This is a genomic window from Sulfuricurvum kujiense DSM 16994 (genome assembly GCF_000183725.1).
Lineage (GTDB): Bacteria > Campylobacterota > Campylobacteria > Campylobacterales > Sulfurimonadaceae > Sulfuricurvum > Sulfuricurvum kujiense.
Map to the genome: position 1 here is coordinate 813,871 of NC_014762.1, position 13,429 is coordinate 827,299.

The following is a 13,429-nucleotide window of genomic DNA, read 5'->3' on the forward strand; positions in this document are numbered from 1 at the left end:
TGATGAAGCGAAGTACGTTCGACGCGCTTTTAAGCTTCCTCGGAGGTGTCTCCTGGGCTTTCGTCATTGTCGGAGCCTGGGTCACTTTCCAATCCCTTGTTTTCCTCGGTATCGTTCCCGCATTGATGTTTACATTCCTCTTTATCTTTTTGGCTATCTTTTTGCTGTTGGTATTAGAGACGATGTCTATGGCACGCGAGCGCAATGATATGATGGCGAAACAAAACCAACTTCTCGAAGAGATTCGGGAGAGTGTAAAAGACTCATCTACGGACGCGTGAAGAGCTATCTAATCACCGACCCCTCCTTGTACGGTACTACTCCCGATTCGATCGAATCGGCGTTACCTGCCGTCTTCTCACAAAATCTTCCCGACTTTGCCCTTTTTCGAGACAAACAGAGTAGCGATTATGCAGAACTTGCATCCGTTTTTATCCGTATCTGCCGAAATCATACGGTTTCCAAAGTGCTTTTGCACGGCGATTATGCGCTTGCATCCGTTTTGGGAGCTGACGGGGTTCATCTGACCTCGACGCAGTCTGAGGAGATAGCCGAGGCGAAAGCTCTGGGGCTTTATGTCGTTATCAGTACCCATACCCACGAGGAAGCGATCAAAGCGCAGAAACTCGGCGCCGATGCCATCACCTACAGCCCTATTTTCTTCTCGCCTAATAAGGGAGAACCCAAGGGTTTAGAGGATTTAAAAGAAATAGTGGCTAAAATAGAGATACCTATTTTTGCATTGGGCGGAATTACGGCTCAAGAGCAGATAAACGCGGTTGAAAAGTGCGGTGCTTACGGCTTCGCGTCTATCCGTTATTTTATATAATCTAAGGATTTTCTCACATGTTTGAAACCATTATCGGTTTGGAAGTTCACGTCCAGCTCAATACCCAGTCTAAACTTTTTTGCTCATGTCCTACGAGTTTTAATCACGAACAAAATACCAATACCTGTCCGACCTGTCTCGCACTTCCGGGTGCGTTGCCGGTTTTGAACAAAGAGGCGCTGCGTAAAGCGGGGATGTTCGGAACGGCGGTCGGCGCTACGATCAACCGTACTTCATTCTTTGACCGTAAAAGCTATTTTTATCCCGACAGCCCGAGTGCGTATCAAATCACTCAGCTCTATACACCGATCGTCGAACACGGTAATCTGACTATCGATTTTGAAGACGGAAGTCATAAAACGATCCGCATCAACCGCGCTCATATCGAAGCGGATGCGGGGAAAAATATCCATGAAGGTTCTATCTCGAAAGTAGACTTGAACCGTGCGGGGACTCCGCTGCTAGAGATTGTATCCGAACCGGATATGCGATCGCCAGAAGATGCTATTTTGTATCTCAAAAAGCTCCACTCGATCGTCCGCTACATCGATATCTCTGACGCCAACATGCAAGAGGGGTCGTTTCGTGTCGATGTAAACGTCTCGATCAGACCTAAAGGGGATGAAAAACTCTACACCCGTGTCGAGATCAAGAATATCAACAGCTTCCGCTTTATCCAGCGGGCGATCGAACTCGAAGTTGCCCGTCAAAAAGAGGCATGGGAAGACGGTACGTATGAGAGTGAAATCGTTCAGGAAACACGCCTTTTCGACCAAGTAAAACAAGAGACCCGTTCAATGCGCGGGAAGGAAGAAGCGGCCGATTACCGCTACTTTCCTGAGCCTGATTTGCTCAAAGTGATCGTCGATGATGCGATGTATGAGCAAATCTGTACTATTCCGGAACTTCCGGACGCTAAAAAAGAGCGCTTTGTCAAAGAGTTTGGGATCAGTGAATACCATGCATCGCTGATCACCGCTGATTTGGAAAACGCGCACTATTTTGAAGCGATGCTGGAGCAGGGGATTACGGCTAAAAATGCGGTAACATGGCTTATCGTCGAGCTACAAGGGCGTCTAAGCGGCGGAGTGACACCGTCTACATCGTCGATCAGTGCCGTAATGCTCGGAACCCTCGTCAAGCGGATCGAAGAGAGCGTCATCAGCGGTAAAGCGGCGAAAGAGGTTTTGGATTACCTTCTTGAAAACGGCGGTGATATTGATGACGTGATCGAAAAACTCGGACTTAAGCAGGTCAGTGACACGGGTGCGCTCGAAGCGTTGATCGATGAGATTTTGAGCTCTAATGCCGATAAAGTGGCCGAGTACAAATCGGGTAAAGACAAACTCTTCGGTTTCTTCGTCGGTCAGGCGATGAAAGCATCCAAAGGTTCGGCAAATCCGAATACACTGAACGAAATTCTTCAAGCCAAATTAGCACAATAAGGGTGGAGATGATCAGCCGATGGATCGTAGGGATTGCATTTTTTCTCCATGCGTCTCCTACCTATCGGCATCTCAAAAAATTCGCCTTTAACCTTTTAGAAAACCCCAACTATCCTTACAAAAAATTTTTTGACTATACGATGATGCTGCTGATCGCCATCAGCGTCTATATCCTCATCCGGCATGTCAAACATGAGGTCAATCAAGATTGGCTCTTTTTTAATAATTACGTTATTTCGTTTATATTTTTGATCGAATATCTTTTACGATTTTGGGTGTACAGCGATAACTCCAAAGTGATTATCGAACAGTATGAACATGATCTTTTTTTGCAGCGTCCGTTTAAGCTCTGGAACGTACTGCATAACATCTTTATGACCAAAATGAGTTTTGTTTTTTCACTCCCCGCAATTATCGACCTTCTGGCGATTATGCCGTTTTTCCATGAGATGCGTTTGCTGCGGGTTTTTATCCTGTTCCGTGTATTTAAACTTTTTCGGTATGCAAAAAGTTTGCAGCAATTCGTCTCGATCCTCTCGTCTAAAAAATTTGAGATTCTGACCCTCGGTGTTTTTGCAAGCGTTATTATCATCGTCTCTTCCGTCCTTATCTACGTTATGGAAGCGAACAACCCCGATTCTCCGATCAATACCCTTTTCGAAGCGGTGTACTGGTCGGTCGTGACGATTTTCACCGTCGGGTACGGTGATTTTGTCCCGGTTACGACGGAGGGGCGAACGGTCGGGATGGCCATCATCGTAGCAGGTATCGCCGTAATCTCTTTTGCAACCTCGATTGTCGTATCGGCGTTTACAGAGAAACTCGATGAGATTAAAGAAGATAAGATGATCGATGACGTATCCAAGTTCAATCAATTCTACCTGATCTGTGGATACGGCCCGTTAAGCTCGCAAGTCGCCCATCGTTTTTTAAAAGACGGCAAGCAGGTCGTTATTTTAGAGAACGACCATAAAAAAGTAGCGGAAGCTCAAAAAGATGGGCTTGTAGCTCTGACCTGCGATCCGGCATCGCTGCACTCGTATCATGCGCTAAGAATTGATTTTAATACGCAGGTGATTGCGGCAATATTGCTCGAAGAGAGCGATGTGTTAAATGTTTACACGGCCTTGACCATTCGCGAACTTTCCAAAAAGGTTCAGATGCTCTCTATTTTGCTGCATCAGGAAAACCGACGAAAACTCTCTTTGGCGGGGATCAACGAGATCGTTTATACCCAAGAGCTTATCGGGCTGATGAGTAAAGAGGTGAGCGGAAGACCGGTAGCCTTTGAAGTGATTCATGCTTTGCGTTCAGAAAACAGCGGCGTATTTATCAAAGAGATTGTTTTGGACAGCATTATGGCCGAGCAGTTTTTTGAAACGAGCAAACTTTCGATGTTTCATAAACGGCTTATTATGCTCGGTATTTACAAACAATCGAGCCAGTCTTTTTTCTTTAACCCTTCCAATACTCTGATTATCGAAGCGGGGGATGTTGCCATCGTTGTCGGTACCCGTTCTTTGATCGATGAATTTAAGGCACTGGTGCGAAGGAAGAAGAGATTATGAGTTATCAAAGTGCGATCGTATTCGGATTTAACGAGTATGCAAAACAAATAGCGATGCAGATCGCTCCCGAATATCTCTCTTTTGCTATTTTTGTTATGACCGAATCGGAGCGCCTTGCCGCAAAAGCGGCAGGTTTTGAAGTTGCACTTTTTGATTTGGGCGAAGATTGGAAGCTGATCGAAGAGCAGTTTGATCCCTCAAGTCTGATCGTGTTTTGTGCTTTGGATAAAGATGCCGAAAATGTCTTTTTGACCATTTCGCTGCGGTCTATTTTTGAAGAGCTTCCGATCATTGCGCTGGCGGGTGATCATGAAAGTGCCGCAAAGATGAAAAGCGCCGGAGCCAACAAAGTGATGGCGACACAGCAGATTACCGCCAATATCATCACCGAAATGCTTGAAAAACCGACGGTAACCGAAGTGCTGCACGATATTTTGTATGAAGAGTCATTTTTGAAAATAGCGCAGATCACCGTCCCGGAAAACTCCTTTTTGGTCGGTAAACATCTGCATGAGATTGATTGGGGTGAGGAGTTTGATGTTCTTGTTCTTGCCATCGTCGATCATCAGCTCTCTGCGACGTTCAGTTTTACCTCAAAAGGGCACCATCATCATATCGATCCTGACGATATTTTGGTTGTCGTCGGGTACGAAGACAGCATATCGGCATTATCTGAAGCGATGGGAGTGGTAAAATGGGCAAAATAGGGGTCATCGGTGCAGGTAAATGGGGAGAAGCGCTCTCCTATGCTCTGAGCGAAAAAAACGAGGTCATTATTACCTCCCGAACTTCCCGCCCGTGGCCGAACTTTAGAGCTTTGGATGAAGTACTTAAATGCGAGTATCTTGTCATTGCGATTCCGGCCCAACAGATAGCACAATGGCTGAAGGAGCACTTTGTTTTTTCGGGACAAAAAATTCTTGTTGCGGCTAAAGGGATCGAAGCTTCCAGCGGACGGTTTTTAAATGATATTTACAAAGAATACGTGCCCGAAGAGAATCTCGCTTTTTTGTCGGGGCCGTCATTCGCCGTGGAAGTGATGAAGAAACTCCCTACCGCGCTGGTAGTGAATTCTCTCTCAAAGGATACGTCTGGAGAATTTGCCGCTTTTTTCCCTTCCTTTATCCGTACCTATACGAGTGAAGACGTCATCGGAGCCGAAATCGCTGGAGCGTATAAAAACGTGATCGCCATCGCTGCAGGGATCTGCGAGGGACTCTCTTTAGGGCATAATGCAGCTGCGAGTCTGATTGCTCGGGGGCTGGTGGAGATGGAGCGATTCGGACGGGCTTACGGGGCGACGCAGGAGAGTTTTCTGGGGCTCAGCGGAGCGGGAGATCTGTTTTTGACGGCGAGTTCGTCTATGTCACGCAACTATCGTGTGGGGCTCGGGTTGGCACAAGGCAAAGATAAAGATACAATATGCATTGAAATCGGTGAAGTGAGTGAGGGGATCGGGACGGCCTATGCATTACATGAGATAGCACAGGAACGAGGTATCTATCTCCCTATCGCCTCAGAAGTATATGCGATTTTGGAGGGGAAATCTCCCCGACAAAGTTTAAAAGATTTGATAGAGAGGTAGTAAAAACAGCACGGTTCACTGTGCGTGAGCTTTCTGCTGAAGACGGAGTGCCCTTCGGGTGAAACACAGCGTTAGCGTAGCTAATCGGGATTGTATTCCGATAGCGTTAAAAAAAATAAAAAGATAAGGAGATAGAGATGTTAGTACATATTGTAATGTTTCAGTTTAAAGATGAGAATAAAGAGGCCAATATGGCGCGCGTCAAAGAGATGCTCGAAGCGCTGCCTTCAAAAATCAATACGCTCCATTCGATGGAAGTGGGGATTGATATCAGCCGAAGCGAACGCTCATTCGATATGGCTTTGGTCTCACAGTTTGAGGAACAGGCCGCATTGGATGTTTATGCGATCCATCCGGCACATTTGGAAGTGGTGAGTGTGATTAAAGAGGTTACGCTCCTTTCCAAAGTCGTTGATTATATACAATAAGGGAATAATCTGTGGACGAAATATCAAGTGTAGAGAAGAGTGTTCGCGATCCGTTTTATAAAAAATACAAAATCCACCTCTCCGTTGCAGCGGCAATCGCAGCGGTAGGGATCAGCGCACTGGCCCATTATAAAAATACTATTGTCAAAGAAGAGCTGATCAGTGCGATGAACCATTATCAAGAGGAATTGCTCCTCAGCGGCGGCGAGATGAAGTACGGCAGTGTGGAGTGCGGCGGAATTATTTCAACCGATTGTGAAATCAAAGCTATAAAATTGTCGATCATGGGGCAAGAACAGCTCAGTATAGGGGCTCTTCGATTAGGGAATGTAGAAGAGCTTTCGGAACTGAAAGCGTTTGCAAGCGGACAGAATATTGACGCTTCTATCGATATCGAAGCCGATGACGTTACTTTGCCTAAACCGCTACTGGCACAGATAATTTCTCAAAATGTAAGTAACGCGTTTCAGCAAAATACGCTCAATAAGCTTGATACGGTCAGTTTCGCCTTCAGAGGCGATATCGAAGGAAGTTCAAAAAATATAAAGTATCTGAATGTCGATCAACTCCGCATAGACAACGCCATTATGCCGCTGGAATTTTCGATGAGTGCACGGGATATCTCCAACACTTCGCCCGATACGATGATTCTGGATCATTTTATTCTGACGATGGAAGATCGTGCGATTTCGGATGTGACGTATGAATCGGTTAAAAGTTTTGCCGATTCTCTTGCGGATAATGAAAAAGAGGCTTTTCTCAAAGAGTTTAATTTGACGCTCCCTCAGATGAGTAACAGACCGAAAGCATCCCATTTGATCAATATCGCGATTGCTAAACATTTCGAAACTGATTTGCCGAACACGTCCGGTATGGTTGAAAAAGATTTGATCAATGCAATGATTCAAATGCTCAAAGGGGAGACCAATGAGATCACTTTGGAAGGAAAAAACCAAAAAAAGCTGACAATGATTCAACTCCAAAATGAATTGCAGAAGTCTTCCGCAATGAGTGATGTGGAAGCGCAAAAATATATGGATGATAAGTTTAAATTAGAGGTCAACAGCGATTAACGTTAATGAATTAACATTTTTTTAACATTTTAGGACTACAATAGACAAAATTAGTCAGAGGAGTTTACAATGAAAACATTGCTTACGATCGTATCGGCATCGGTAATTCTATCGACAATCGCATTTGCTGAAATGCCGGCAATGACTCAAGAGAAAGTAGCAGCTCAACAAGAAATTCAAAACCGTTTTAAAGAGATGAAAACGGATGAACTTTTAGAAAAACGCGGGACTATGACGACGCAACAAGAGCGCGAAGCACTTCATAACGAGCTTATGAGCCGTCAGAAAATGATGACGAAAGAGCAGCATGATAAGTTTATGAAGAAACCCGAAAACCGTACCCCGAAAATGAAAAATCAAGGTTCGGGTCAAGGAATGATGCAAGGACAACGTAACGGTATGGGTTCAGGAATGGGCGGCGGCATGGGGGGACGTTAATCGTCTCACTCGACCGAATTGATCGCCTTTAGCGTATAGCTCTCGTTTGGCTGTACGCTTATTACTCTCATCATATTCGATACTAATCCTTTTTGTGTGATCTTTATATCGAAATTATTTAAAAATTGGCAAATAGGAAAAGAAAGATGGGATGGACATGTCAACATGACAGTAAAGGATTTTGCAAACTCTTGAAAGTCCCGTGCCAACCCGGTATCAAAGGGTGTATCCTTAACAAAGGTGCTGAGGTCGTTTTTACGACAGGCAGTTACGAAGAGGATAAAAAAAAGGCGGAAGAGAAGGGTGAAGCGATCGATTTTGCCGAACTTGCTCGATATCATTAACCGCTATTCGAGTGAGTAGATTGCTTTAATCGTATGGCTTTGTTGAGGGGCTATACGGATAATCTCATCTCCCGCATTGGCGGTTTCGATACAGAGTGTTTTTTTGTAATCTTCGAGTGAGAGATCGGCTTTCTGTTCGCACACCCGACTCCACGGATTCCACACGACCGCCGTTTTGCTCCCCTCGCATTTAATGCGTATCGTCCGTTTCAGCGTATCATCGTTTATTAGAATGTCACCGCTGTCAAACGGATAGATGCGGTCGGTTTCGGCATTGATGCGGATGGCAATATCTTCTTTTTTTTCGGCTCCGCCGTCTGTTTTATCGCTGTAGGTGAACCCCTCTAATCCCGTGACGCTTGTATGGGTGATGTCACCTACCGAAAAATAGGTGTGGAGTGCCTGTGTGAGTTCCATAGGGGTATCACCGAGGTTATGGGTTGTGAGTTCCATGGTGAGTACTCTGCCAACGCTGAGTGTCAGGATAAGGCGGAAACGGTACGGCCATAGTGTATAGGTCTCCGGGGTATCGGTAAGCTCGAAGGTGATGGAGCACTCCTGATCACTGAGAAGATCGGAAGAGACAACACTCCACATGCGGGTACGGGCGAGTCCGTGATCGCTTCGTCCTTGGCCTTGCGGGTCGGGACCGAACCACGGCCAGCAGATAGGGACACCGCCCCGGATGGGAGTCCCTTCTTTAAAAATTGCTTTTTCGCTGAGAAACAACAGGTCATTGGAATCGGAAGCAAACGTATAGGAGAGGAGCTGAGCGCCGTAAGGGGTAATGGCAGCGGTAGCGTGAGGCGTCGTGATAAGGGCAACGGGAAAACCTCCCGGCCCCTCTTTGAACGTTACATAGCCGGCATGTGAGTAGAGTGAGTTAAGCGTTTCAATATCCATTAGCTATTCTTTAATGCTTCGATCTCTTCAACTTTTTCTTCAATAGCGAGGAGTTCGTCCACTTTTTCTTCGTAGAGCGCTTTGGTCTTTTCGAGTTCTTCGGCTAAAACACTGATCCCTATTTTTTCGTATTTTTTCGGATCGGCGAGAGAAGCGTTAAGATCGTCGATTTTGGCCTCAAGCGCTTCGATCTCGACAGGGAGTTTTTCCAACGCTTTTTGCTCATTGAAGGTCAGTTTGAGGGCTTTGGGTTTTTCGCTTTGTACTGTTACCGAAGCGGCAGTTTCAGATTTGGAAAACTCCGCCTCCATCGCATCCATCTCCATAAACTCTTTTTCGTCTTCGAGGTATTCGCTGTAAGGCTTGTAGCTCTCTTCTATCGACCCGTCCCCTTTAAAGATAAAGAGTTTTTTGGCGATCTTGTCGACGAAGTATCTATCATGGCTGACCAGAATGACCGCACCCGGGAAACTTTGAAGTTTCTCTTCGAGGATATTGATGGTCGGGATATCAAGATCGTTGGTCGGTTCATCGAGGATCAGACAATCGACCTTTTTGGTAAACAACAGGGCGAGGGCGACACGGTTTTTCTCTCCGCCGCTAAGGACTCCCACCTTTTTATCGAGAAATTCACGCGGAAAGAGGAAGTTTTTGAGATAGCCGTAGACGTGGTAATCCTGCCCCATTACATCGACGCGGTCTCCGCCGTGGGGACAAAAGGTTTCGATGAGATTGAGATTGTCATCGAGCATTTCGCGGTGCTGATCGAAATAGCCGATGGTAAGTTCACCCATTTTGATGATTCCGCTGGTCGGTTTAAGCCGCCCGAGAAGTGCTTTGAGGAGTGTCGATTTACCGCTTCCGTTGGGGCCGACGACGGCGATAACGTCTTTTTGGAGGATTCGGGTCGAGAAATCTTTGATCAGTGTTTTGTCGCCGAGTTTGAGTCCGAGATGCTCGATTTCAAAAAGCATCTTTTGGCGGTTTATCCCCTCGGAGCGGTTAAAGTGTTTCGCTTCGCGCTCCAGCTCCAGTTTCATTTTGCGGATGCGGCTCGGGTTGTTTTTGGCATCTTCGCGCAGCTGTAAAACCCGTTGCTTACGTCCTTCGTTCCGTTTGAGGCGTGCTTTTACCCCGCGGCGCAGCCATTCGTTCTCGGATTTTAGGAGTTTGAGGAGATTTTCGTGCTGCTGTGCCATCGTGCGGAGCAACTCTTGTTTTTGCTCCAGATAGTTGCTGTAGCCGCCGTTGAATTCGCGCAGGGAGCAGTCTTCAACCTCAATGGTTTTCGTAGCGATCTGGTCGATAAAATAGCGGTCATGCGAGATAAAGAGGAGGGTGAACCGTTCTTTGAGGATCAGCTCTTCGAGAAACTCGACCATGTAGACGTCGAGGTGATTGGTCGGCTCATCGAGAAGCAGAACGTCGGGTTTTTGGAGGAGCAAAGAGGCGAGGGCGACGCGGCGCTGTTCCCCTCCGCTGAGGAGGTTTACTTTTTTCGTCTCATACTCTTTAAGCATAAAGTGGTGCATCACCCGCTCAATTTTATCGTCAAGGTTCCAGGCATTGTGATGATCGAGAAAATTGGTAAGGCGGGCTTGTTCGTCAAGAAGTGCCGTATTGTCGAATGCTTCGGCAAGCAGGGCGGAAATCTCATCAAAACGGACTTTCGCCGATTTGAGTTCCCCAAGACCCGCTTCGATCGCTTCGCGGACATTGTGGTCCGGATCGAATTTGGGGACTTGGGAGAGCATTTTGATCTCGATCCCCTGACGGTTGATCCGCTCACCTTCGTCGGCATCGAGCGAGCCGTGGACGATTTTCATCAAAGTTGATTTTCCGCTGCCGTTTTTGCCGACGATAACGACTCTCTCCCCCTCATCGATGTGGAAATTAATATTTTCTAAAATTTTTTGGGCTTCGTAGTGTTTGCTGACACCGAGTAGATCGACTAATGCCATATTTATTTATTCCTTAGGGAGTGTAAAACAAGTAGTTCGTGATAAATACCACGTCGCAATCGCGTAATCGTTATAGGGGGTTTCACGTTGTGCCGGAGGGATTGATTCGTTGCGGAGTTTGCTTCGGATGATTCCAAAAACGATATATCCTAGCAATAGCGTTCCGATCGCGATAAACCAGTCGCTTTTCCACCATACGATCAACGCAAATATATAGTTTCCGTAACTCAGACTCCATCCTATGGCACGTGCCATAAGACGGCATTGGCGTGTCGGCAGGGTCGGAGTGGGATCAATGTTGAAAATAGGACGTTCACTGTTCATATGCGAATTATAGCGGACGGTAACTGACGGCTTAGTTTAGTTTTTGAAAATAAGCCATCAAAGCGGTGTAGTCCAGCGGACGGCTGTGCCAATATCCTTGAATCGCGTAGCAGCCGATGAAATTTAAGATATCAACCTGCTCTTTCGTTTCAGCCCCCTCAGCAATCGTTTTCATCTCCAAAGAGGCGGCTAACGTGATGATAGCTTCAATAATAGCTCTGTCTTGATGATCGCTAACAACATCGTCTACAAACGATTTATCGATTTTAAGGGTAGATACCGGGAATTTTTTAAGATAGGACATCGATGAATAGCCTGTACCGAAGTCGTCGATTGAAAACGTGATTCCCAGATTGACGAGATCGTTCATCTTCTCTATAGCCATTTTCGGATTGATTACAAGGGCCCCCTCGGTGATTTCCAATTCAAGTTTTTCAGCTGGGAAGCGGGTCTCTTCCAAAATCTCTTTGATCGTCGTATTGAGTGCACTGTTTCGGAATTGTACCGGAGACAGGTTGACCGATATCTTCGGGATAAATCCGATTGTTTTTGAAAGTTCCATCATCGAGTTTAGCGCTTCTTTCAAAATCCATTCACCTAAAACAATGATCAAATCGGTCTCTTCGGCAATGGAGATAAATTGCCCGGGATTCATAAACCCGAGTTCGGGACTTTGCCATCGGACCAATACCTCTAATCCTATGAATTGATCCTCTTTGGTATCCCATTTCGGCTGATAGACCAGAAAAAGTTCATTGTTTTTCAATGCTTTTCGCAGACCGTTTTCAATGATAAGTGTTTCGGACGCAAAATCCCCTTTCGTCGGTTCGAAGAACAGATAGGTATTTTTCCCATTGATCTTAGCCCCGTACATTGCCATATCCGCCGCTTTTATAAGCAGTTCGCTGTTCTCTCCGTCTTGGGGATAGAGAGCGATTCCGATACTGGCGGTCATATAAATATCATTATTGTCGATAACAAACGGTGTTTTGATAGCTTCGTGAACATTTTTGGCAAACATTTCGACCGTTTTTTTGGAATCGACAAGCGCCGTTATAACGGCAAATTCGTCTCCTCCCAGACGGACAATAAAATGATTTTGCTCATTGATGGATGTAAAACGTTCCGCCAATTTTTGCAAGAGTCTATCGCCTACCGTATGTCCTAGCGAATCGTTCACCATTTTAAAGCGGTCAAGGTCGATGTAGAGCAGTCCGAAATATTGACTGCTGCTGTTGGCTTGATTAATTCTGCTTTCGAGTTCATCGCGGAAAAAATTTCGGTTCGGAAGATTGGTGAGCGGATCAAATTTCGCTAAATGACGGATATGCTCTTCGGTCGTTTTGCGATCTTGTATATCTTCGATTATCCCTATGTAATGGGTTATGTTGTTGTTATCGTCGAAAACAGGGGAGATCGTTTCAAAACACCAGTAAATCGCACCGTTCTTTTTGCGATTTTTAAATTCCCCTTTCCAGGTATATCCTTGTGTAATCGTAGACCACATTTCATCATACAATTCGGGAGAATTGAGTCCCGATTTCATTTTTTTAGGGGTGGTTCCGATGAGTTCAGATTCTGAAAAGCCGTTAATCGTTACAAAAGCCTGATTGACGTATTCGATAACACCGGATGAGTTTGTGATGATAATACCGTTTGCACTTTGCTGCAGGGCATGAGAAAGTATAGCCAGCTTTTTCTCATGGATGTGGGATGAGAGCTCGCTTCTGTTCAGACGCCGGCCCAAAAAGAAAAGGAGACCGAATCAGACAACCCATATGAGTAGGTGGCTTACAAGAAGATTTTGTATCGAGCTGCTTTTAAATGAGTCAAACAACCCAAGGGGAATGGTGACATCCGTCCCCCCTCTGAGTTCGCCGACTTTGAGTCCCGTCCATGCGTGGCATTTCATGCACCCTTGCTCCATATACATCGGTTGCATCACCCGTAAAGAAGCGTTCCCGTCATTTAGAATCACCTCTTTAAAAAACTCTTTTTTACCGCGGCTCAATTCATCAAGCGCTTTCATTTCCCATGCATCGGGGGCATTTTCCGGATTGAGGTACATTTTACCGGTAATTCGGGCTTTGATTCCATACAGATTAGAGTAGTCATGCATGATTTCGCGTAACATGCTGGCCGGATTATAAAGGGTCAGTGTCTGGCCTGAGGGAGTGGTAATGTCGCGCTCTTTTATGTCGGCTAGGAATTCGACAGGCTTGGTATCTTCGTTGACAATAAGATAGGCCCCGCCGTGCCGTGTCGCCCAGAGCCTGAATGCCCGATCTTTATTGAGATTGGTTTGGGCTTCCAGTTCGGCGAGCTGCAAAACCTGCTGATTGACATTGATGATGTTCCAGATCAATGATGACATGACTAAAAGCATAAATCCGATCAAGATAAATCGGAAATATCTGGAAAGTACCGATTTTCGAAAGTTTTTAAGCATGTGTCAATCTTTTTAATCATCAATTTGATCTATTATAGAGGGATTAGTATTAAGATTTATTTATAAAATAACGGAATTTTCA

General features: G+C 45.7%; 15 protein-coding genes. 10 read left to right on the forward strand and 5 right to left on the reverse strand.

Annotated elements, in window-relative coordinates; all coding sequences use genetic code 11:
- Nucleotides 1-2 precede the first annotated feature (2 nt).
- From SULKU_RS04175 to SULKU_RS04220, 10 genes are all read left to right on the forward strand, one after another.
- Nucleotides 3-281, forward strand: coding sequence for a hypothetical protein (locus SULKU_RS04175; RefSeq protein ID WP_013459683.1), 279 nt, complete (start codon nt 3-5; stop codon nt 279-281).
- Nucleotides 278-829: a thiamine phosphate synthase gene (locus SULKU_RS04180; RefSeq protein ID WP_013459684.1), complete on the forward strand. Its 552-nt coding sequence runs from the start codon at nt 278-280 to the stop codon at nt 827-829. Before SULKU_RS04175 ends, SULKU_RS04180 begins: the two co-directional genes overlap by 4 nt.
- A gap of 17 nt (nt 830-846) precedes the next feature.
- A complete protein-coding gene (gatB, locus tag SULKU_RS04185; RefSeq protein WP_013459685.1) occupies nt 847-2,274 on the forward strand; it encodes an Asp-tRNA(Asn)/Glu-tRNA(Gln) amidotransferase subunit GatB in 1,428 nt (475 codons plus the stop codon).
- Between the two features lie 8 nt (nt 2,275-2,282).
- The gene (locus SULKU_RS04190; RefSeq protein WP_013459686.1) at nt 2,283-3,842 is read left to right on the forward strand and encodes an ion transporter; all 1,560 of its coding nucleotides are present in this window, start codon (nt 2,283-2,285) and stop codon (nt 3,840-3,842) included.
- The gene (locus tag SULKU_RS04195; RefSeq protein ID WP_013459687.1) at nt 3,839-4,549 is read left to right on the forward strand and encodes a TrkA C-terminal domain-containing protein; all 711 of its coding nucleotides are present in this window, start codon (nt 3,839-3,841) and stop codon (nt 4,547-4,549) included. Before SULKU_RS04190 ends, SULKU_RS04195 begins: the two co-directional genes overlap by 4 nt.
- Nucleotides 4,537-5,427 (forward strand): NAD(P)H-dependent glycerol-3-phosphate dehydrogenase, encoded by an 891-nt coding sequence (locus SULKU_RS04200; RefSeq protein ID WP_013459688.1) that lies wholly within the window; start codon nt 4,537-4,539, stop codon nt 5,425-5,427. The genes SULKU_RS04195 and SULKU_RS04200 overlap by 13 nt, the downstream gene beginning before the upstream one ends.
- A 137-nt stretch (nt 5,428-5,564) precedes the next feature.
- Nucleotides 5,565-5,855, forward strand: coding sequence for a Dabb family protein (locus tag SULKU_RS04205; protein ID WP_013459689.1), 291 nt, complete (start codon nt 5,565-5,567; stop codon nt 5,853-5,855).
- Between the two features lie 11 nt (nt 5,856-5,866).
- Entirely contained in the window at nt 5,867-6,928 is a 1,062-nt protein-coding gene (locus tag SULKU_RS04210; RefSeq protein WP_013459690.1) for a hypothetical protein, read from the forward strand.
- A gap of 69 nt (nt 6,929-6,997) precedes the next feature.
- Nucleotides 6,998-7,366 carry a hypothetical protein gene (locus SULKU_RS04215; RefSeq protein WP_013459691.1) on the forward strand — a complete coding sequence of 123 codons (369 nt, stop codon included), beginning with the start codon at nt 6,998-7,000 and terminating at the stop codon, nt 7,364-7,366.
- A 146-nt stretch (nt 7,367-7,512) separates the two neighbouring features.
- A complete protein-coding gene (locus SULKU_RS04220; RefSeq protein WP_013459692.1) occupies nt 7,513-7,710 on the forward strand; it encodes a hypothetical protein in 198 nt (65 codons plus the stop codon).
- Nucleotides 7,711-7,713: 3 nt separating this feature from the next.
- Here the strand turns inward: SULKU_RS04220 and SULKU_RS04225 are convergent, their stop codons facing one another.
- From SULKU_RS04225 to SULKU_RS04245, 5 genes are read right to left on the reverse strand one after another with little or no spacing between them, the layout of a single operon-like run.
- On the reverse strand, nt 7,714-8,613 hold the full coding sequence (locus SULKU_RS04225) for a D-hexose-6-phosphate mutarotase (RefSeq protein WP_013459693.1): 900 nt from the start codon (nt 8,611-8,613) through the stop codon (nt 7,714-7,716).
- Nucleotides 8,613-10,574 carry a ribosomal protection-like ABC-F family protein gene (gene abc-f / locus SULKU_RS04230; RefSeq protein WP_013459694.1) on the reverse strand — a complete coding sequence of 654 codons (1,962 nt, stop codon included), beginning with the start codon at nt 10,572-10,574 and terminating at the stop codon, nt 8,613-8,615. Before abc-f ends, SULKU_RS04225 begins: the two co-directional genes overlap by 1 nt.
- A 6-nt stretch (nt 10,575-10,580) precedes the next feature.
- Nucleotides 10,581-10,898 carry a hypothetical protein gene (locus tag SULKU_RS04235; protein WP_013459695.1) on the reverse strand — a complete coding sequence of 106 codons (318 nt, stop codon included), beginning with the start codon at nt 10,896-10,898 and terminating at the stop codon, nt 10,581-10,583.
- A gap of 31 nt (nt 10,899-10,929) precedes the next feature.
- Nucleotides 10,930-12,645 (reverse strand): putative bifunctional diguanylate cyclase/phosphodiesterase, encoded by a 1,716-nt coding sequence (locus SULKU_RS04240; RefSeq protein WP_013459696.1) that lies wholly within the window; start codon nt 12,643-12,645, stop codon nt 10,930-10,932.
- Between the two features lie 18 nt (nt 12,646-12,663).
- A complete protein-coding gene (locus tag SULKU_RS04245; RefSeq protein WP_013459697.1) occupies nt 12,664-13,347 on the reverse strand; it encodes a Tll0287-like domain-containing protein in 684 nt (227 codons plus the stop codon).
- Between the last annotated feature and the right edge of the window lie 82 nt (nt 13,348-13,429).

What these genes read in the sequence shown, in the direction of transcription:
- SULKU_RS04175 (WP_013459683.1), top strand. Translation starts at nt 3, where the DNA reads ATGAAGCGAAGTACGTTCGACGCGCTTTTAAGCTTCCTCGGAGGTGTC.
- gatB (WP_013459685.1), top strand. Translation starts at nt 847, where the DNA reads ATGTTTGAAACCATTATCGGTTTGGAAGTTCACGTCCAGCTCAATACC.
- SULKU_RS04190 (WP_013459686.1), top strand. Translation starts at nt 2,283, where the DNA reads ATGATCAGCCGATGGATCGTAGGGATTGCATTTTTTCTCCATGCGTCT.
- SULKU_RS04195 (WP_013459687.1), top strand. Translation starts at nt 3,839, where the DNA reads ATGAGTTATCAAAGTGCGATCGTATTCGGATTTAACGAGTATGCAAAA.
- SULKU_RS04200 (WP_013459688.1), top strand. Translation starts at nt 4,537, where the DNA reads ATGGGCAAAATAGGGGTCATCGGTGCAGGTAAATGGGGAGAAGCGCTC.
- SULKU_RS04205 (WP_013459689.1), top strand. Translation starts at nt 5,565, where the DNA reads ATGTTAGTACATATTGTAATGTTTCAGTTTAAAGATGAGAATAAAGAG.
- SULKU_RS04215 (WP_013459691.1), top strand. Translation starts at nt 6,998, where the DNA reads ATGAAAACATTGCTTACGATCGTATCGGCATCGGTAATTCTATCGACA.
- SULKU_RS04220 (WP_013459692.1), top strand. Translation starts at nt 7,513, where the DNA reads ATGGGATGGACATGTCAACATGACAGTAAAGGATTTTGCAAACTCTTG.
- SULKU_RS04225 (WP_013459693.1), bottom strand. Translation starts at nt 8,613, where the DNA reads ATGGATATTGAAACGCTTAACTCACTCTACTCACATGCCGGCTATGTA.
- abc-f (WP_013459694.1), bottom strand. Translation starts at nt 10,574, where the DNA reads ATGGCATTAGTCGATCTACTCGGTGTCAGCAAACACTACGAAGCCCAA.
- SULKU_RS04235 (WP_013459695.1), bottom strand. Translation starts at nt 10,898, where the DNA reads ATGAACAGTGAACGTCCTATTTTCAACATTGATCCCACTCCGACCCTG.
- SULKU_RS04245 (WP_013459697.1), bottom strand. Translation starts at nt 13,347, where the DNA reads ATGCTTAAAAACTTTCGAAAATCGGTACTTTCCAGATATTTCCGATTT.